17 protein-coding genes are annotated in these 16,895 nt (G+C 61.1%); all 17 read left to right on the top strand.

Features of this window, described 5'->3' with window-relative positions:
* Positions 1 to 4 precede the first annotated feature (4 nt).
* The 17 genes from HDG33_RS14395 (at position 5) to HDG33_RS14475 (ending at position 16,894) form a co-directional block, all read left to right on the top strand.
* Positions 5 to 607, top strand: coding sequence for an NADH-quinone oxidoreductase subunit C (locus HDG33_RS14395; RefSeq protein WP_184028507.1), 603 nt, complete (start codon positions 5 to 7; stop codon positions 605 to 607).
* Positions 608 to 616: 9 nt separating this feature from the next.
* A complete protein-coding gene (locus HDG33_RS14400) occupies positions 617 to 1,870 on the top strand; it encodes an NADH-quinone oxidoreductase subunit D (RefSeq protein WP_184028510.1) in 1,254 nt (417 codons plus the stop codon).
* 133 nt (positions 1,871 to 2,003) lie between these two features.
* Positions 2,004 to 2,489 (top strand): NADH-quinone oxidoreductase subunit NuoE, encoded by a 486-nt coding sequence (nuoE, locus tag HDG33_RS14405; protein WP_027197216.1) that lies wholly within the window; start codon positions 2,004 to 2,006, stop codon positions 2,487 to 2,489.
* Entirely contained in the window at positions 2,486 to 3,811 is a 1,326-nt protein-coding gene (gene nuoF, locus HDG33_RS14410; protein WP_184028513.1) for an NADH-quinone oxidoreductase subunit NuoF, read from the top strand. Before nuoE ends, nuoF begins: the two co-directional genes overlap by 4 nt.
* A gap of 142 nt (positions 3,812 to 3,953) precedes the next feature.
* Complete coding sequence (gene nuoG / locus HDG33_RS14415; protein WP_184028580.1) at positions 3,954 to 6,287, top strand: NADH-quinone oxidoreductase subunit NuoG; 2,334 nt, start codon at positions 3,954 to 3,956, stop codon at positions 6,285 to 6,287.
* Complete coding sequence (gene nuoH / locus HDG33_RS14420) at positions 6,288 to 7,352, top strand: NADH-quinone oxidoreductase subunit NuoH (RefSeq protein WP_184028583.1); 1,065 nt, start codon at positions 6,288 to 6,290, stop codon at positions 7,350 to 7,352. It begins immediately after the preceding gene.
* A gap of 15 nt (positions 7,353 to 7,367) precedes the next feature.
* Positions 7,368 to 7,856 carry an NADH-quinone oxidoreductase subunit NuoI gene (gene nuoI, locus HDG33_RS14425; protein WP_090803773.1) on the top strand — a complete coding sequence of 163 codons (489 nt, stop codon included), beginning with the start codon at positions 7,368 to 7,370 and terminating at the stop codon, positions 7,854 to 7,856.
* A 190-nt stretch (positions 7,857 to 8,046) separates the two neighbouring features.
* Positions 8,047 to 8,739 carry an NADH-quinone oxidoreductase subunit J gene (locus HDG33_RS14430; protein WP_090803774.1) on the top strand — a complete coding sequence of 231 codons (693 nt, stop codon included), beginning with the start codon at positions 8,047 to 8,049 and terminating at the stop codon, positions 8,737 to 8,739.
* Positions 8,740 to 8,759: 20 nt separating this feature from the next.
* Positions 8,760 to 9,065, top strand: a complete 306-nt coding sequence (gene nuoK, locus HDG33_RS14435) for an NADH-quinone oxidoreductase subunit NuoK (RefSeq protein ID WP_006052894.1) — start codon at positions 8,760 to 8,762, stop codon at positions 9,063 to 9,065.
* A 17-nt stretch (positions 9,066 to 9,082) separates the two neighbouring features.
* A complete protein-coding gene (gene nuoL, locus HDG33_RS14440; protein WP_184028602.1) occupies positions 9,083 to 11,134 on the top strand; it encodes an NADH-quinone oxidoreductase subunit L in 2,052 nt (683 codons plus the stop codon).
* 14 nt (positions 11,135 to 11,148) lie between these two features.
* Positions 11,149 to 12,639, top strand: a complete 1,491-nt coding sequence (locus HDG33_RS14445) for an NADH-quinone oxidoreductase subunit M (protein ID WP_090803779.1) — start codon at positions 11,149 to 11,151, stop codon at positions 12,637 to 12,639.
* Between the two features lie 24 nt (positions 12,640 to 12,663).
* On the top strand, positions 12,664 to 14,136 hold the full coding sequence (nuoN, locus tag HDG33_RS14450) for an NADH-quinone oxidoreductase subunit NuoN (RefSeq protein WP_184028613.1): 1,473 nt from the start codon (positions 12,664 to 12,666) through the stop codon (positions 14,134 to 14,136).
* Entirely contained in the window at positions 14,136 to 14,432 is a 297-nt protein-coding gene (locus tag HDG33_RS14455; protein ID WP_018420024.1) for a DUF2818 family protein, read from the top strand. Before nuoN ends, HDG33_RS14455 begins: the two co-directional genes overlap by 1 nt.
* A gap of 45 nt (positions 14,433 to 14,477) precedes the next feature.
* Entirely contained in the window at positions 14,478 to 15,068 is a 591-nt protein-coding gene (locus HDG33_RS14460; RefSeq protein WP_184028625.1) for an NUDIX domain-containing protein, read from the top strand.
* Between the two features lie 306 nt (positions 15,069 to 15,374).
* Complete coding sequence (locus HDG33_RS14465; RefSeq protein ID WP_090805657.1) at positions 15,375 to 15,620, top strand: hypothetical protein; 246 nt, start codon at positions 15,375 to 15,377, stop codon at positions 15,618 to 15,620.
* 107 nt (positions 15,621 to 15,727) lie between these two features.
* Positions 15,728 to 16,252 carry an AlpA family transcriptional regulator gene (locus HDG33_RS14470; RefSeq protein WP_184028637.1) on the top strand — a complete coding sequence of 175 codons (525 nt, stop codon included), beginning with the start codon at positions 15,728 to 15,730 and terminating at the stop codon, positions 16,250 to 16,252.
* Between the two features lie 216 nt (positions 16,253 to 16,468).
* Positions 16,469 to 16,894 carry a DUF1178 family protein gene (locus HDG33_RS14475; protein ID WP_184028639.1) on the top strand — a complete coding sequence of 142 codons (426 nt, stop codon included), beginning with the start codon at positions 16,469 to 16,471 and terminating at the stop codon, positions 16,892 to 16,894.
* The last annotated feature ends 1 nt before the right edge of the window (position 16,895 follow it).

A 16,895-nucleotide genomic window follows, 5' to 3' on the forward strand; every position in this document is an offset into this window, starting at 1 on the left:
CAATATGGCAAGCAAACTCGAGACCCTGAAAGCGAACCTCGAGGCGGCCTTTGGCGGCCTCCTGTTGAGCGTGACCGAGTCGGTCGGTGAATTGACGATCGTCGTCAAGGCCGGCGACTACCTCAACGTGGCAAAGCGTCTGCGCGACGATCGCTCGCTCGGTTTCGAGCAGTGTGTCGACCTGTGCGGCGTCGATTATCAGACCTATGCCGAAGGCGCTTACGACGGCCCGCGTTTTGCGGCAGTGCTGCATCTGCTGTCGGTACAAAACAACTGGCGTCTGCGGCTGCGCGTGTTCGCGCCGGACGACAACATGCCGATCCTGCCGTCCGTCGTCGATATCTGGAATTCGGTCAACTGGTACGAGCGCGAAGCGTTCGACCTGTACGGCATCGTCTTCGAAGGTCACCCGGACCTGCGCCGCATTCTGACCGACTACGGTTTCATCGGTCATCCGTTCCGCAAGGATTTCCCGGTCTCCGGCTACGTCGAGATGCGTTACGACCCGGAAGAGAAGCGCGTCGTTTATCAGCCGGTGACGATCGAGCCGCGGGAAATCACGCCGCGCGTGATCCGCGAGGATCGCTATGGCGGTCTGAAACACTAAGAGAACGTCATGGCAGAGATCAAGAACTACACGCTCAACTTTGGTCCGCAGCACCCGGCAGCGCACGGTGTGTTGCGTCTCGTGCTCGAACTCGACGGCGAAGTGATCCAACGCGCCGATCCGCACATCGGTCTGCTGCATCGCGCGACTGAAAAGCTCGCCGAAAGCAAGACGTTCATCCAGTCGGTGCCGTACATGGACCGTCTCGACTACGTGTCGATGATGGCCAACGAGCACGGCTACGTGCTCGCCATTGAAAAGCTGCTCGGCATCGACGTGCCGCTGCGCGCGCAATACATTCGTGTGCTGTTCGACGAAGTCACGCGCGTGTTGAATCACCTGATGTGGATTGGCTCGCACGCGCTCGACGTCGGTGCGATGGCGGTGTTCCTGTATGCGTTCCGCGAGCGCGAAGACCTGATGGACGTGTACGAGGCGGTGTCGGGCGCGCGCATGCACGCGGCCTACTATCGCCCGGGCGGCGTCTATCGCGATCTGCCTGACGCAATGCCGCAATACAAGGCGTCGAAGATTCGCAATGCGAAGGCGTTGTCGAAGATGAACGAAAACCGTCAGGGTTCGCTGCTCGACTTCATCGACGACTTCTTTACGCGCTTCCCGAAGTGTGTCGACGAATACGAAACGCTGCTCACCGACAACCGGATCTGGAAGCAGCGTCTGGTTGGTATCGGCGTGGTCAGCCCGGAGCGCGCGCTGCAGCTCGGCATGACCGGCGCGATGCTGCGTGGCTCGGGCATCGAGTGGGATCTGCGCAAGAAGCAGCCGTATGAGGTTTATGACAAGCTCGACTTCGACATTCCGGTCGGCGTGAATGGCGACTGCTATGACCGCTATCTGGTGCGCGTCGAAGAAATGCGCCAGTCCACGCGTATCGCGAAACAGTGCATTGAGTGGCTGCGCAACAATCCGGGCCCGGTGATGACGGACAATCACAAGGTTGCGCCGCCGTCGCGCGTCGGCATGAAGTCGAACATGGAAGATCTGATCCACCACTTCAAGCTGTTCACCGAAGGCTTCCATGTGCCCGAAGGCGAGGCGTATGCCGCAGTCGAACATCCGAAGGGCGAGTTCGGCATCTATCTGATCTCGGACGGCGCCAACAAGCCGTATCGTTTGAAGATCCGCGCCCCGGGCTATGCGCACCTGTCCGCGCTCGACGAAATGGCGCGCGGCCACATGATCGCCGACGCCGTGACGATCATCGGCACGCAGGACATCGTGTTCGGCGAAATAGATCGCTAGGACGTATTCATCGACGCGCGTCTGCGGTCGTCGCACCGCCACGCGGGTCAAGCAAAGGAACGCCGGGTCTGTCGCAGTATGACGTGAGCGACAGGTTTTCGTTCGGTAGGAATTGAAAGAGTCGTGTCTGAAAATGATCTCAGCTGAAGGCCTGAAAGAAATCGATCGTGCGGTCGCAAAGTACCCCGCGGATCAGAAACAGTCCGCCGTGATGTCGGCGTTGGCCATTGCTCAAACGGAGCATGGCTGGCTGTCGCCCGAACTCATGCAGTTCGTCGCGGATTATCTCGGCATGCCGGCAATCGCCGTGCAGGAGGTAGCGACCTTCTACACGATGTATGAGACCTCGCCGGTCGGCAAGTTCAAGATCACGCTCTGTACGAACCTGCCGTGCCAGCTCGGCCCGGACGGCGGTTCCGAAAGCGCCGCTGAATACCTGAAGCAGAAGCTCGGCATCGACTTCGGCGAAACCACGCCCGATGGCAAATTCACGCTGAAAGAGGGTGAGTGCATGGGTTCGTGCGGCGACGCGCCGGTGATGCTGGTGAACAACCAACGCATGTGCAGCTTCATGAGCCGCGAGAAGATCGACCAGCTGCTCGAGGAACTTTCGAAATGACGGCTTTACACGATCGTCACATCAAACCGCTGATTCTCGCCGGACTGAACGGCGACAACTGGCATCTCGAAGACTATGTGGCTCGCGGCGGTTACGCCCAGCTGCGCCGCATCCTGGAAGAAAAGATCGCGCCCGAGCAGGTGATCGCCGACGTCAAGGCGTCGGGTCTGCGCGGCCGCGGCGGCGCGGGCTTCCCGACCGGTCTGAAGTGGAGCTTCATGCCGCGTCAGTTCCCGGGCCAGAAGTACCTCGTCTGTAATTCGGACGAGGGCGAGCCGGGTACGTTCAAGGACCGCGACATTCTGCGCTTCAATCCGCATTCGCTGATCGAAGGTATGGCGATCGGCGCGTACGCGATGGGCATCACGGTCGGCTACAACTATATTCACGGCGAAATCTGGGAAGTCTATAAGCGCTTCGAAGAAGCGTTGGAAGAAGCTCGCCGCGCCGGGTTCCTCGGCGACAACATCATGGGCTCTGGTTTTTCGTTCGAGCTGCATGCGCATCACGGTTACGGCGCGTACATCTGTGGCGAAGAAACCGCGCTGCTCGAATCGATCGAAGGCAAGAAGGGTCAGCCGCGCTTCAAGCCGCCGTTCCCGGCGAGCTTTGGCGTGTACGGCAAGCCGACCACGATCAACAACACCGAAACGTTTGCGGCGGTGCCGTTCCTGCTCGCCATCGGCCCGCAGAATTACCTTGAAATCGGCAAGCCGAACAACGGCGGCACGAAGATTTTCTCGGTGTCGGGCGACGTCGAGCGTCCGGGCAATTACGAAATTCCGCTCGGCACGCCGTTCGCGACGCTGATGGAACTCGCAGGCGGCATGCGCGGCGGCAAGAAGATCAAGGCTGTGATTCCTGGTGGTTCGTCGGCGCCGGTGATTCCGGGCGAGATGATGATGCAGACCGACATGGATTACGACTCGATCGCGAAGGCCGGCTCGATGCTCGGCTCGGGCGCAGTGATCGTGATGGACGAGACGCGCTGCATGGTGCGCTCGCTGCTGCGCCTGTCGTACTTCTATTACGAAGAGTCGTGCGGTCAATGCACGCCTTGCCGTGAAGGCACGGGCTGGCTGTATCGCGTCGTGCATCGTATCGAGCATGGTCTCGGCCGCCAGGAAGATCTGGATCTGCTGAACTCCGTCGCGGAAAACATCATGGGCCGCACGATCTGCGCGCTCGGCGACGCGGCCGCGATGCCGGTTCGGGGCATGCTCAAGCACTACTGGGACGAATTCGAATATCACGTCGCCCACAAGCATTGCCTCGTCGGCGGCCATGCCGGCGCGGCGGCGCCCGAAACAGTGGCTGCCTGACGGTGGCTGCCTGAGTCGGCCCGCCAGGTTCGGCTGACGGATAACTACCAGACGAACACCTCAACCGCAGGATTCATGGCCCGAAGCGGGCGATGAACAGGCGAACGATTGAGCGGTAACAGGTTAAGGAAGATTGACCATCATGGTTGAACTGGAAATAGACGGCAAGAAAGTCGAGGTGCCTGAAGGCAGCATGGTGATCCAGGCTGCGCATAAGGTCGACACCTACATTCCTCACTTCTGCTATCACAAGAAGCTGTCGATTGCGGCCAACTGCCGGATGTGTCTGGTCGATGTCGAGAAGATGCCGAAGGCCGTGCCCGCGTGCGCGACCCCGGTGTCGGCTGGCATGATCGTGCGCACCAGGTCGGACAAGGCGGTGAAGGGCCAGCAAGCCGTGATGGAATTCCTGCTGATCAACCATCCGCTCGACTGCCCGATTTGCGATCAGGGTGGCGAATGCCAGTTGCAGGATCTGGCCGTTGGTTACGGCAAGTCGTCGTCACGCTATAGCGAAGAAAAGCGCGTGGTGTTCCACAAGAACGTGGGTCCGCTGATCTCGATGGAAGAGATGTCGCGCTGCATTCACTGCACGCGTTGCGTTCGCTTCGGCCAGGAAATCGCCGGGGTGATGGAACTCGGCATGCTGGGTCGCGGCGAGCATGCGGAAATCACATCGTTCGTCGGCAAGACGGTCGACTCCGAACTGTCGGGCAACATGATCGACCTGTGCCCGGTCGGCGCGCTCACGAGCAAGCCGTTCCGCTACAGCGCCCGTACGTGGGAGCTGTCACGCCGCAAATCGGTGAGCCCGCACGATTCCGTCGGTGCGAACCTCATCGTGCAGGTGAAGAACAATCGCGTGATGCGCGTTCTGCCGTTCGAAAACGAAGCGATCAACGAGTGCTGGATCTCGGACAAGGACCGCTTCTCGTACGAAGGCCTGAACAGCCCCGAGCGTCTGACCAAACCGATGCTCAAGCAAGGCGGCCAGTGGGTCGAAACCGACTGGCAGACCGCGCTCGAATACGTGGTCAAGGGTCTGAAGGGCATCAAGAGTGACCACGGCGCGAACGCGCTTGCCGCACTGTCGAGCGCGCACAGCACCGTCGAAGAACTGTTCCTGTTGAAGCAGATCGCGCAAGCGGTCGGCACGCCGAACGTCGACTTCCGTCTGCGTCAGTCGGATTTCTCGGCGCCCGTTACTGGCGCGCCGTGGCTCGGCGGCACGATCGCCGATCTGTCGAACGTCGATGCGGCGCTCGTGATCGGCTCGGATCTGCGCCGTGACCATCCGCTGTTCGCCGCGCGTTTGCGCCAGGTCGCACGAGGCGGTTCGGCACTTACGCTGCTCCAGGCCACCAACGACGACGCGATGATCCCTCAGGCGCAACGCGTGGTCGCGGCGCCGTCGGCATGGCTCGAGGTGTTGGCGGGCATCGCCGGCGCGGTGGGCGAAGCGAAGGGCGTCGCGCTGCCGGAAGCTTTCGCGGGCACGCAGCCGACGGACGCGCACAAGCAGATAGCGAAATCGCTGACTACCGGCGAGCGCCGCGTCGTGCTGCTCGGTAACGAAGCGGTCCGTCATCCGGACTTCGCGGCGATCCACGCCGCAGCGCAATGGATTGCCGAGGCAACAGGTGCAACGCTCGGCTTCCTGACCGAAGCGGCCAACACTGTCGGCGCGCACCTCGTGGACGCGCTGCCGGGCGAAGGCGGTCTGAACGCGCGCGAAGTGTTCGAGCAGCCGCGCAAAGGCTATCTGCTGTTGAATCTCGAGCCGGAATTCGACACGGCCAATCCGGCGCGGGCGCTTGCGGCGCTGAAGCAGGCCGAAATGGTCGTCGTGATGTCGCCGTTCCAGACCGGCGCCGACTATGCCGACGTGCTGCTGCCGATCGCGCCATTCACCGAATCGGGCGGTACGTTCGTCAATGCCGAAGGCACGGTGCAGGCGTTCAACGGCGTCGTGCGTCCGCTCGGCGACACGCGTCCGGCCTGGAAGGTGTTGCGCGTGCTGGGCAGCCTGCTCGGCGCGCCGGGCTTCGAATACGACACGGTCGAAGAAGTGCGTGCGGCCGCGCTCGGCGACGGCGAACTGAAGTCGCGTCTATCGAACCGCACCAGCGTCGCGGTGACGCGCGGCCAGGCCGCGAAGGCGCCGGAAGGCAAGTTCGAGCGTCTCGCGAACGTGCCGATCTATCATGCCGATGCGCTCGTGCGTCGCGCGGAGTCGCTGCATCTGACCGCGGCGGCCCGTACGGCGAATTCGGTCGGCCTGCCGGCTGCGCTGTTCGACAAACTGGGTTTGAAAGAGGGCGACGCGGTGCGCGTTCGTCAGGGCGAGCAAGCGGTGCAGTTGCCGGCCGTGCGCGATGCGAATCTTGCGGAGACGGTCGTCCGCGTATCGGCGGCTACGCCTGCCGGTGCAGCGCTGGGCAGCCTGTTCGGTGAACTGGTGGTGGAGAAGGCGTAAATGAGCTTGTTCGATACGATCAACTCGGGCGGCACCCAACTTCTCGGTGTGGCATGGCCCACGGTGTGGGCGCTCGTGCGCATCCTGGTGGTGGCCGTCGTGATCCTGCTGTGCGTCGCTTACCTGATCCTGTGGGAGCGCAAGCTGATCGGCTGGATGCATGTGCGTCTCGGTCCGAACCGCGTCGGTCCCGCCGGGCTCTTGCAGCCGATCGCCGACGTGCTGAAACTGCTGCTGAAGGAAGTGATCCAGCCCGCTCAGGCAAGCCGCTGGATCTACATGATCGCGCCGATCATGGTGGTGGTGCCGGCCTTCGCGGTCTGGGCGGTGATTCCTTTCCAGGCGGGCGCGGTGCTCGGCGACATCAACGCGGGTCTGCTATACGCGATGGCGATCTCGTCGATCGGCGTGTATGGCGTGATTCTGGCTGGCTGGGCGTCGAACTCGAAGTACGCGTTCCTCGGCGCGATGCGCGCCGCCGCGCAGATGGTCTCGTACGAAATCTCGATGGGCTTCGCGCTGGTGGTCGTGCTGATGACGGCCGGCACGCTGAACCTGTCGGGCATCGTCGGCTCGCAGGAGCAGGGCTTCTTCGCCTCGCACGGCCTGAACTTCCTGTCCTGGAACTGGCTGCCGCTGCTGCCGATGTTCGTCGTGTACTTCATCTCGGGCATCGCCGAAACGAACCGCCACCCGTTCGACGTGGTGGAGGGCGAATCGGAAATCGTCGCGGGCCACATGATCGATTACTCGGGTATGGCGTTCGCGCTGTTCTTCCTCGCCGAGTACATCAACATGATCGTGATCTCGGCATTGGCTGCAACACTGTTCCTCGGCGGCTGGAGCGCCCCGTTCGGGTTCCTGTCGTTCATCCCGGGCATCGTCTGGCTCGTCGCCAAGGTTTTCTTCCTGTTGTCGGTGTTCATCTGGGCGCGTGCCACGTTCCCGCGCTATCGCTATGACCAGATCATGCGTCTCGGCTGGAAGGTTTTCATTCCGGTCTGCGTGGTGTGGCTCGTGGTGGTCGGCTTCTGGATCATGTCGCCGTTGAACATCTGGAAATAAAGGGCGGACGAACCTATGACCGCAATCCAAAACTTCTTCAAGACTTTCTTCCTCACGGAACTGCTGAAAGGCCTCGCGCTGACCGGACGCTACGCGTTCCAGCGCAAGATCACCGTGCAGTTCCCTGAAGAGAAGACCCCGATCTCGCCGCGTTTCCGCGGTCTGCATGCGCTGCGCCGCTATGAAAACGGCGAAGAGCGCTGCATCGCGTGCAAGCTGTGCGAAGCAGTGTGCCCGGCGCTCGCGATCACAATCGAATCGGAAACGCGCGCGGACAACACGCGCCGCACGACGCGCTACGACATCGACCTGACCAAGTGCATCTTCTGCGGTTTCTGCGAAGAAAGCTGCCCGGTCGATTCGATCGTCGAGACGCACATTCTCGAGTATCACGGCGAGAAGCGCGGCGACCTTTACTTCACGAAGGAAATGCTGCTAGCCGTTGGCGACCGCTACGAAGCAGAAATCGCCGCCAACAAGGCAGCCGACGCACCGTATCGTTGAAGCGTTTTCCCGCTTGCAGCAAATGCGGCAGTAAAAGCAGTAACACGGCCTGCTGTCGGGCCGACCGCCGCGGCCTGAACGCCGCGGCACGGCGCACCTGTGTGGCGGTTCTGGCGGTTTCGTCCGCTTTTGCCAGCCACGGGTGCCAAAGAACAATGCCTGACGATGGCCTAACGATGAACCGGTAATCATGGAATTTACGACCGTACTGTTCTACATCTTCGCGCTGCTCCTGGTGGTTTCAGGGCTGAAGGTGATCACCTCGCGCAACCCGGTGTCGTCCGCACTGTTTCTCGTGCTGGCGTTCTTCAACGCAGCGGCGATCTGGATGCTGCTGGAGGCCGAGTTCCTCGCGATCCTGCTGGTGCTGGTCTACGTCGGCGCGGTGATGGTGCTGTTCCTGTTCGTCGTGATGATGCTGGACGTCAATCTCGACGTGCTGCGCAAGGACTTCAAACGCTTCGTGCCGATGGCCTCGGCGGTGGGTGCGATCATCGTGATCGAAACCGCGCTGATCCTGTGGCACGGCTACGGCGCGACCACCACGGCGCTGCACGACACGGCCGCGGCTGCCGCTGGCATGGGCGACTGGTCGAACACGCGCCTGATCGGCAAGGTCATCTATACCGACTACATCTTCGCGTTCGAAATTGCCGGCCTGATCCTGCTGGTTGCCATCATCGCGGCGATCGCGCTGACTACGAGCCACAAGAAGGACAGCAAGCGTCAGAACGTCAGCGCACAGGTCAAGGTGCGCGTGCAGGACCGCGTGCGCGTTGTGAAGATGCCGTCAGAGAAAACCGCGGCGACCCTCGCTGCGGAACAAGCGGCTGCCGCGGCAGCTGCAGCAGCAGCCGACTCGGCGCCGGCCAAGAACAGCTGAGCGGACAGGAGATAGAAATCATGTTGACCCTTGCCCATTACCTTGTCCTCGGCGCGATCCTGTTTGCGATCAGCATCGTCGGCATTTTCCTGAACCGCCGCAACGTCATCATCATCCTGATGGCGATCGAACTGATGCTGCTCGCGGTGAACACCAATTTCGTCGCGTTCTCGCACTACCTGGGCGACGTGCATGGCCAGATTTTCGTCTTCTTCGTGCTGACGGTTGCGGCAGCCGAAGCGGCGATCGGTCTCGCAATTCTGGTGACCCTGTTCCGTAGTCTCGACACGATCAATGTCGAGGATCTCGATCAGCTCAAAGGTTAATTTCAGGAAAAGCGGTTATGTCCACGATACTCAATGAAAACCTGCTGTTGGCAATTCCGCTGGCACCGCTCGCTGGTTCCCTGATTGCGGGGCTGTTCGGCAAGGCGATAGGGCGGGCGGGTGCGCATTCGGTCACGATCCTCGGCGTCGCGATTTCGTTCATCCTGTCGGTCATGGTCTTTTTCCAGGTGATGGACGGCGCGAGCTTCAACGCTACCGTTTATCAATGGATGTCAATCGGCAAGACCCAGCTCGAAGTCGGTTTCCTGGTCGACTCGCTGACCGCGATGATGATCTGCGTGGTGAACTTCGTGTCGCTGATGGTGCATATCTACACGATCGGCTACATGGCCGACGACGACGGCTACCAGCGCTTCTTCTCGTACATCTCGCTGTTCACGTTCTCGATGCTGATGCTCGTGATGAGCAACAACTTCCTGCAGCTGTTCTTCGGCTGGGAAGCGGTGGGTCTCGTTTCGTACCTGCTGATCGGCTTCTACTTCAAGCGTGAGAGCGCGATCTACGCGAACATGAAGGCGTTCATCGTGAACCGCGTCGGCGACTTCGGTTTCCTGCTCGGCATCGGTTTGCTGTTCGCGTTCGCCGGCTCGATGAACTACGGCGAAGTCTTCGCGAAGCGTACCGAACTCGCGGCGCTGAACTTTCCGGGTACCGACTGGGGCCTGCTGACGGTGGCTTGCATCTGCCTGTTCATCGGCGCGATGGGTAAGTCGGCTCAGTTCCCGCTGCACGTGTGGCTGCCGGACTCGATGGAAGGCCCGACGCCGATCTCCGCGCTGATTCACGCGGCGACCATGGTGACGGCCGGTATCTTCATGGTCGCGCGCATGTCGCCGCTCTTCGAACTGTCGGATACGGCGCTGTCGTTCATCATGGTCATCGGCGCGATTACCGCGCTGTTCATGGGTTTCCTCGGAATCGTCCAGAACGACATCAAGCGTGTGGTCGCTTATTCCACGCTGTCGCAGCTCGGTTACATGACGGTCGCGCTCGGCGCGTCGGCATATTCGGTCGCCGTGTTTCACCTGATGACGCACGCGTTCTTCAAGGCGCTGCTGTTCCTCGGCGCGGGTTCGGTGATCATCGGCATGCATCACGATCAGGACATGCGCAACATGGGCGGCCTGCGCAAGTACATGCCGATTACGTGGATCACGTCGCTGATCGGTTCGCTCGCGCTGATCGGCACGCCGTTCTTCTCGGGCTTCTACTCGAAAGACTCGATCATCGACGCGGTGAAACTGTCGCATCTGCCGGGCTCGGGTTTCGCGTACTTCGCGGTGGTCGCAAGCGTGTTCGTGACCGCGTTGTATTCGTTCCGTATGTATTTCATGGTGTTCCACGGTGAGGAGCGCTTCCGCAATCCGAAGCACCCGGAATCGCCGATGGGCGCGGAGGCCGAGTCGCATGGGCATGACGATCATGGTCATGGTCACGACGACCACGCTCACGAGCCGCACGAAACGCCGTGGGTCGTCTGGGTGCCGCTCGTGCTGCTGGCGATTCCGTCGATCGTGATCGGCGCGATCGGCGTCGGTCCGATGTTGTTCGGCGACTTCTTCCAGCACGGCGTCGCGTTCGACAAGGTGATCTACATCAGCGAGAGCCATCCGGCGCTGCATGAGATGACCGAAGAATTCCAGGGCTGGGCGTCGATGGGTCTGCACTCGGTGTCGGGCCTGCCTGTGTGGCTCGCGCTCGCAGGCGTGGTGGTCGCATGGTTCCTGTATCTGGTCCGTCCGGATCTGCCCGCTGTCATCAAGCGCGCATTCGGCCCGATCTACACGTTGCTCGATAACAAGTACTACATGGACAAGATCAACGAAGTCGTGTTTGCGCGAGGCGCGGTGGCCATTGGCCGGGGTCTGTGGAAGGAAGGCGACGTGGTCGTGATCGACGGCATCGTCAACGGCAGCGCACGCTTTATCGGCTGGTTCGCGAGCGTGATCCGCTTCCTCCAATCCGGCTACATCTACCACTACGCGTTCGCCATGATCATCGGCATGCTGGGGCTCCTGACCCTGTTCGTAACGCTCGGCGGCAAATAAGGCGAGGGACACCCATGCACGCTTATCCGATTCTGAGCATCGCGATCTGGTTGCCGATCTTCTTCGGTCTGCTGGTCCTCGCGATCGGCAACGACGAGAACCCCGCCCCGGCGCGCTGGATTTCACTGATCGGCTCGGTTCTGAGCTTCCTCGTCACGCTGCCACTGATCACCAGCTTCGATTCGAGCACCGCCGAGCTGCAGTTCGTCGAGCAGGCGAACTGGATCGAGCGCTTCCACATCACGTATCACCTCGGCGTGGACGGCATTTCGATGTGGTTCGTTGCGTTGACCGCGTTGATCACGGTGATCGTCGTGATCGCGGCGTGGGAAGTGATCACGAAGAACGTCGGCCAGTACCTCGCGGCCTTCCTGATCCTGTCGGGCATCATGGTCGGCGTGTTCAGCGCGGCCGACGGCCTGTTGTTCTACGTGTTCTTCGAAGCGACGCTGATCCCGATGTACATCATCATCGGCGTGTGGGGCGGGGCGAACCGCGTGTACGCGGCATTCAAGTTCTTCCTGTACACGCTGGCGGGCTCGCTGCTGATGCTGGTTGCGCTGATCTATCTGTACAACCAGACCGGCTCGTTCGACATCGCCACGTGGCAGCACGCGCAGATCGCGATGACGCCGCAGGTGCTACTGTTTATCGCGTTTTTCCTGGCCTTCGCGGTGAAGGTGCCGATGTGGCCGGTGCACACGTGGTTGCCGGACGCGCACGTGGAAGCGCCGACCGGCGGCTCGGTCGTGCTGGCCGCGATCATGCTGAAGCTCGGTGCGTACGGTTTCCTGCGCTTCTCGCTGCCGATCACGCCTGATGCGAGCCATTTCCTCGCACCGGTCGTCATCACGCTGTCGCTGATCGCGGTGATCTACATCGGTCTCGTCGCGATGGTGCAGGCCGACATGAAGAAACTGGTCGCGTATTCGTCGATCGCGCACATGGGCTTTGTCACGCTCGGCTTCTTTATCTTCAATCAGCTCGGTGCGGAAGGCGCGATCGTGCAGATGATCTCGCACGGTTTCGTGTCGGGCGCGATGTTCCTGTGCATCGGCGTACTGTACGACCGCATGCACTCGCGTCAGATCGCCGATTACGGCGGCGTCGTCAACGTGATGCCGAAGTTCGCGGCGTTCGTGATGCTGTTCGCGATGGCGAATTGCGGCTTGCCGGGCACTTCCGGTTTCGTCGGCGAATTCATGGTGATTCTGGCCTCCGTCCAGTACAACTTCTGGATCGCGAGTGGCGCGGCAGTCACGCTGATTCTCGGCGCGGCCTACACGCTGTGGATGTACAAGCGCGTGTACTTCGGCGCGGTCGCGAACGACCACGTGAAGAACCTGCTCGACATCGACCGTCGCGAATTTTTCATGCTGGCTGTGCTCGCCGCACTGACGCTGTTCATGGGCCTGTACCCGAAGCCCTTTACCGATGTGATGCACGTATCCGTGGAAAACCTCCTCTCCCACGTTGCCCAATCGAAGCTGCCGTTGCCTCAGTAACGACGAGCGGAGGAATTTAAGACCATGCAAAACGCCCCTATGACTGCTCTGTTACCCGACGCACTGGTGATGTTCGCCATTGTCATCGCGTGGCTCAACGACACATTCGTCGGCCAGGAGGGTCGCCGTACCACGTATTTCATCGCGTTCTACTCGACGCTCGTCGCCGGGATCTGGTTCGCGATCAATGCGTTCGACCCTCAAGTGCATTACTTCTTCGATCACATGTACGTGGTCGATCCGTTCGCCAATGTGATGAAGGCAGTGGTGTCGCTCGGCTATGCGGTGACGATCGTTTATTCGCGTCGCTACCTCGAAGACCGTAGCCTGTTCCGCGGCGACTTCTTCCTGCTCGGCATGTTCTCGCTGCTCGGCCAGATCGTGATGATCTCGGGCAATAACTTCCTGACGCTGTATCTCGGTCTGGAACTGATGTCGCTGTCGCTGTACGCGGTGATCGCGCTGCGTCGCGAAGTGGCGTCGTCGAACGAAGCGGCGATGAAGTACTACGTGCTCGGCGCGCTGGCTTCCGGCTTCCTGCTGTACGGTGTTTCGATGCTGTATGGCGCGACCGGCTCGCTCGACCTGAACGAAGTGTTCAAGGCGATCAGCACGAGCCACTACGATCCGACCGTGCTGCTGTTCGGCGTCATCTTCATCGTGGCGGGCGTGGCGTTCAAGATGGGTGCGGTGCCGTTCCATATGTGGGTGCCTGACGTGTACCAGGGCGCACCGACGGCGATGACGCTCATCGTCGGCGGCGGCCCGAAGGTCGCGGCGTTCGCGTGGGGTCTGCGTTTCCTCGTGATGGGCCTGCTGCCGCTGGCGGTCGAATGGCAGCAGATGCTGGTGATTCTGGCGGCGCTGTCGCTGATCGTCGGCAACATCACCGGGATCGTGCAGCGCAACGTCAAGCGGATGCTCGCGTATTCGGCGATCTCGAACATGGGCTTCGTGCTGCTCGGCCTGCTCGCCGGCGTGGTCGACCAGAAGACCACGGGCGCCGCGAACGCGTACGGCTCGGCGATGTTCTACAGCATCGTCTACCTGATCACGACACTCGGCACCTTCGGCGTCATCATGCTGCTCGCGCGCCGCGACTTCGAAGCGGACACGCTGGAGGACTTCAAGGGCCTCAATCAGCGCAGCGCGGTATTCGCGTTCGTGATGATGATCATGATGTTCTCGCTCGCGGGTATTCCGCCGGCAGTCGGCTTCTATGCGAAGCTCGCCGTGCTGCAAGCGACGATGAACGCCGGCCTGACCTGGCTCACCGTGCTCGCCGTGATCACGTCGCTGTTCGGCGCGTTCTACTACCTGCGTATCGTCAAGCTGATGTACTTCGACGAGCCGCAAGACAAGTCGCCGATCGTGGCGGACACGAGCACGCGCGCGTTGCTCGCGTTGAACGGCGTCGCCGTGCTGGTGCTCGGTATCGTGCCGGATCCGCTGTTGCGCGCCTGCTTGCAGGCGATCCAGCACACGCTGCTGCTCTGATGTCCGCTGCCGGCTGGTTTATCGTGCTGTTGGCGCTGGTCGGCGCCAACCTGCCGTTCCTGAATCAGCGCCTCTTCGCCGCGGTGCCGTTGAAAGCGGCGAAGAAAAGCGCCTGGCTCCGGATTGCCGAATTGATCGTGCTGTATTTCGTGGTCGGCGCGCTGGGCTTTTTGCTCGAAGCGCGCGCGGGAAATCGCTTCGAGCAGGGCTGGCAGTTCTACGCGATCACGTTCGCGCTGTTCGTCGTGTTCGCTTTCCCCGGCTTTACCTTCCAATATCTCGTCAAACGCCGCTGACGGCGTCTCGCCGTCGCGCGCGCCTGGCTGTTCTGAGGTCCGCACATGGCTGAGCTTCCCAATCACGACGCCGCGCTAACCGAGACTTGTATCGACAGCAAGACGGTCCATCAAGGGCCGTTCATGACGGTCAAGTTCGATACGGTCCGACTGCCCGACGGCAAACAGGCAACGCGCGAATACGTTCAGCATCCGGGCGCCGTCATGGTGATCCCCTTGTTCGACGACGCTCGCGTGCTGCTCGAAAGTCAGTATCGCTATCCGATGGGCAAGGTGATGGTCGAATATCCGGCCGGCAAGCTCGACCCGAACGAGGGCGCGCTGGCCTGCGCGGTCCGGGAACTGCGCGAGGAAACCGGCTATACCGCGCGCGAGTACGTGTACCTGACTCGGATTCACCCGATCATTTCTTACTCGACCGAATTCATTGATATCTATCTCGCGCGGGGCTTGACCGCGGGTGAGCGCAACCTCGATGAAGGCGAGTTTCTCGAACTTTTCACCGCGACCGTGGAGCAGGTATCCGAGTGGGTGCGCACGGGCAAGATCACCGATGTGAAGACGATCATCGGTACCTTCTGGCTCGAGAAAGTGCTGTCGGGTACGTGGCCGACCGAGGCGCCCGAAACGGTATAAGTTCGCGTCTGCCCGATAGCTGATCCGCGTTGCAGGTGAACGGAGCCCCTGTTGGTCGATGACCGGCAGGGGCTTTTCATTGGCTTCGCGGTTTCTTTCTGGCTCGAAAAATAAGCCGTCTCCTATGCCATCTGGCTGGCTCGTCGTGGCGCCGGCGGCCGGCTAACATGAACCTCTCGATCACCGAATTCGTCGTCGATTTTGTTTTTGGATGACTGACGTTAAAGATCGCAGTGATCTCATTTCAGCTCCAGCGCGGGTTGTCAATTGACAACCCGCGCTGGAGCGACTAAATTGGAGGTCTCGATGGTTCGAGCAAGGCACATGAAGAAAGAGATCGAGGCCGCATTGGCATACGCGGAGCAGCACGGCTGGCGCGTTCAGGACGGCGGAAGAGGTCATGCGTGGGGAAAAATCCATTGCCCGTACAGAGACGCCGAATGTCGTTGCGGGGAGTTCTGTATATCGAGCGTCTGGAGTACGCCGAAGAATGCCGGCAATCACGCCAGGCACTTGCGGCGCATCGTCGGCAACTGCACGGCACGGCGCTAGTGGGTTCGTAGGTATCACGCAGGTATCAAGCAGGTATCAAGCAGGTATCAAGCAGGTATCAAGCAGGAATCGCAACAACCTGGGCTCAACGAAGACAGGAGTAACTTATGGAATATGTGTTCACGTTGAAATACCGCCTCGCCGCGGAAGAATGCGATGCAGACGCAATCGTCGAGCGGTTGGGCGAAGCGGGGTGCGACGACGCCACGATTGGCGTCGGGCAACCCGGCCGCCTCGGGCTCCTTTTCACCCGTGAAGGCGCGAGCGCGCTCGCGGCTGTCACCAGCGCGCTCAAGGACGTGAAAGGTGCGGTGCCGTCCGCGCAGCTGATCGAGGCGGGACCTGACTTCGTAGGGCTGACCGACGTGGCCGAGGTGGCCGGCGTGTCGCGGCAAAACATGCGCAAGCTGATGCTGAACAACGCAATCGACTTCCCGTCACCGGTCCACGAAGGCAGTGCATCGGTGTGGCATCTGGCGGACGTGCTCGAATGGCTGACCGCGCGCGGCGGCTACGAGATTGAGATCGGTGTGGCGGATGTCGCAAAACTCGCGAAGCAGATCAATCTGACGAAGGAGGCCCGTCAGATTGAACCGCGTGTGAGCCGTCAACTAAGCAATCTCGTGGCGTAGCAGCGCGCCGCAAGCGGGCCGTAGAGCGGAGCAGATGTGGCACCGCTTACAAGCCGGGCCGCCTTCGGCAGCACCTGCCGTAAAGCGTTAAAATCGCCCACCCGCGTCATATTCCCTTGCGGCTACTGGCGGTTGCGCGTCGGCTCTACAGTTTTACGAACGACCGTTCACAAATTTCCATTTTGCGCTAAACTGGCACGCAAGCCCTGATTCCACATGAAGGTCCTCGATTTACAGTGTCCACACGGCCATCGGTTTGAAGGCTGGTTCGCTTCGACCGATGACTTCGAGTCGCAGCAGTCCCGCAATCTCGTCGAATGTCCGATCTGCGGTGCGAACGAGGTGAGCCGTTTGCCTTCGGCACCGCGTCTGAATCTGTCGGGCGCGACCGACTCCAAGGCGCCGGCGGGCGTGGAGCAAATGCAGGCGCACATGATGCGCGCGCTGCGCGAGGTACTGGAGAAGACGGAGAACGTGGGCGACCGCTTCGCCGAGGAAGCACGGCGCATTCACTACAACGAAGCGCCTGTGCGCAGTATTCGCGGTGTCACGACACCGGAGGATGCGCGTGCCTTGGTCGAGGAAGGCATCGAAGTGATGCCGCTGCCGGTCCCAGCTGCGCTGAAGGAACCACTGCAATAGC

Source organism: Paraburkholderia sp. Cpub6, assembly GCF_014201065.1.
Classification (GTDB): domain Bacteria; phylum Pseudomonadota; class Gammaproteobacteria; order Burkholderiales; family Burkholderiaceae; genus Paraburkholderia; species Paraburkholderia tuberum.

Coding starts and splice junctions, on each gene's coding strand:
- HDG33_RS14395 (WP_184028507.1), top strand. CDS start 5: ATGGCAAGCAAACTCGAGACCCTGAAAGCGAACCTCGAGGCGGCCTTT.
- HDG33_RS14400 (WP_184028510.1), top strand. CDS start 617: ATGGCAGAGATCAAGAACTACACGCTCAACTTTGGTCCGCAGCACCCG.
- nuoE (WP_027197216.1), top strand. CDS start 2,004: ATGATCTCAGCTGAAGGCCTGAAAGAAATCGATCGTGCGGTCGCAAAG.
- nuoF (WP_184028513.1), top strand. CDS start 2,486: ATGACGGCTTTACACGATCGTCACATCAAACCGCTGATTCTCGCCGGA.
- nuoG (WP_184028580.1), top strand. CDS start 3,954: ATGGTTGAACTGGAAATAGACGGCAAGAAAGTCGAGGTGCCTGAAGGC.
- nuoH (WP_184028583.1), top strand. CDS start 6,288: ATGAGCTTGTTCGATACGATCAACTCGGGCGGCACCCAACTTCTCGGT.
- nuoI (WP_090803773.1), top strand. CDS start 7,368: ATGACCGCAATCCAAAACTTCTTCAAGACTTTCTTCCTCACGGAACTG.
- HDG33_RS14430 (WP_090803774.1), top strand. CDS start 8,047: ATGGAATTTACGACCGTACTGTTCTACATCTTCGCGCTGCTCCTGGTG.
- nuoK (WP_006052894.1), top strand. CDS start 8,760: ATGTTGACCCTTGCCCATTACCTTGTCCTCGGCGCGATCCTGTTTGCG.
- nuoL (WP_184028602.1), top strand. CDS start 9,083: ATGTCCACGATACTCAATGAAAACCTGCTGTTGGCAATTCCGCTGGCA.
- HDG33_RS14445 (WP_090803779.1), top strand. CDS start 11,149: ATGCACGCTTATCCGATTCTGAGCATCGCGATCTGGTTGCCGATCTTC.
- nuoN (WP_184028613.1), top strand. CDS start 12,664: ATGCAAAACGCCCCTATGACTGCTCTGTTACCCGACGCACTGGTGATG.
- HDG33_RS14455 (WP_018420024.1), top strand. CDS start 14,136: ATGTCCGCTGCCGGCTGGTTTATCGTGCTGTTGGCGCTGGTCGGCGCC.
- HDG33_RS14460 (WP_184028625.1), top strand. CDS start 14,478: ATGGCTGAGCTTCCCAATCACGACGCCGCGCTAACCGAGACTTGTATC.
- HDG33_RS14465 (WP_090805657.1), top strand. CDS start 15,375: ATGGTTCGAGCAAGGCACATGAAGAAAGAGATCGAGGCCGCATTGGCA.
- HDG33_RS14470 (WP_184028637.1), top strand. CDS start 15,728: ATGGAATATGTGTTCACGTTGAAATACCGCCTCGCCGCGGAAGAATGC.
- HDG33_RS14475 (WP_184028639.1), top strand. CDS start 16,469: ATGAAGGTCCTCGATTTACAGTGTCCACACGGCCATCGGTTTGAAGGC.